Annotated in this window: 2 pseudogenes; one reads left to right on the forward strand and one right to left on the reverse strand. The window is 38.4% G+C overall.

From position 1 onward, the window contains the following. Positions 1-415, forward strand: a pseudogene (locus PX482_RS18445) (ISAs1 family transposase); the annotation flags it as partial. A 237-nt stretch (positions 416-652) separates the two neighbouring features. Here the strand turns inward: PX482_RS18445 and PX482_RS18450 are convergent. Continuing rightward, positions 653-1519, reverse strand: a pseudogene (locus PX482_RS18450) (IS1634 family transposase); the annotation flags it as partial.

A 1519-nucleotide genomic window follows, 5' to 3' on the forward strand; every position in this document is an offset into this window, starting at 1 on the left:
AAATAAAGTTTTTACTGGGGATGCTTTACACTGTCAGAAAAAAACAATCAGCTTAATAGCCAAGAGTAAAAATGATTATGTTATCACCGTTAAAGGAAATCAGAAAAATCTTGATCAGCGAATACAAGACCTGAGTAATTCCTCAAAGGCAGAAAGTTGCTTTCTCGAACAAGATAATAGTCATGGACGAAAAATATCAAGAAAAATAGAAGTTTTTAAAGTGAGGAAAAATGAAAGACAAGGGTTTGAAAATCTGCGAAGAGTTATTAAAGTAGAAAGAAGGGGTAGTCGCGGAGATAAAACCTATGAAGAAACAGCTTACTATATCAGTAGCCTAACTGAATCCGCTCAAGTATTTGCTAAAATTATTCGAGGACACTGGAAAATAGAAAATCAGTTACATTGGGTAAAAGACAGGGTAAGCGCATCTTAACAATCCTTGACAAAATGAACTTTATATGAGTTGCTTACCCAGAAAGCGATTCAGGCATATTTGAGGAGAATTGGCCATCTCAATTGTTAAGCAAAAATCGACCAAATGTGAAGATTTCGTAACTATTCTGATTGACTGGTATCACCTGAAATGCCCACACAGCAAGCGGATCACAAAATTGGCCAATTGTCAATAGCTTTTGAGATGCTCTCACCCTGGTTTCTTTAGCCTCTCAATCGCTGCCAAATTCAACTCTAATTCGGCTTGAACTTGATAGCTTTGAGAGGGTAAATCGTCTTTTGATTTGAGTTTTGACTGCTGAGACTCAGGCGGAATGAGATTGACTTTAATCTCCGTTAACTGATGATATTTTAAGGAGTCAGATAATCCTTTGGCTATCGCCAACGCCACCGCTCTATTCTCAAATTCTCTTCGGGATAGTTGCCGGATTTTTTCTTATGCCCAATTCTTTTCCTGCTCGATTTTTTTCTCTAATTTTTTCAAGTCTGATTCTTGTCTAGCTTGACTTTCAACTAGCAACCATCTTTGTTCTATACCCCCATAGTTAGAGCTTGTTTCCCGCCAGGAATAACCAGGTATTTCTGAATCGGTTAACTCTTTTTCTGAGATGCTATCGACTAACTCTTGAGCCTCTTTAATGCTTAATGGTACTCGAGACAACCAACGCATTTCTTTCATTAGTTTTAAATTCTCTTTGCTATAGAGGGCGCTATCGCCGACTATTAAACTGTCAAAGTCAACTTGTTTTTGAAATTCTCGGGCGATTTGACCAAAAACCGCTTTGTCCGCTTCATTTCCGTCCCCTACTTTCAGGAATAAAGGTACATCTCCATCCCCACTTACGATTAAGTCAATCATAAATTGTTTTAAGTCAGGTCTTCGGTCGCGGGAGTATCCGTAGGTAATTTTTATTGGCTGTTGTCTGGTTTCAATTTCTTCTCCCACTGCTCCTGATTTCAGGATTTCTACTGTTGGGTATTCCTTTTTATATTCTCCTTCTACTGATAGAGAAGTCGAATCTAAATGGGAGTTCTCGGTTGCTACACCAAATTTTTTCACGGCCGC

Origin of the sequence: Microcystis sp. M53602_WE12, assembly GCF_030065455.1 — a bacterium.
In the GTDB taxonomy this organism is placed as follows: Bacteria; Cyanobacteriota; Cyanobacteriia; order Cyanobacteriales; family Microcystaceae; genus Microcystis; species Microcystis aeruginosa.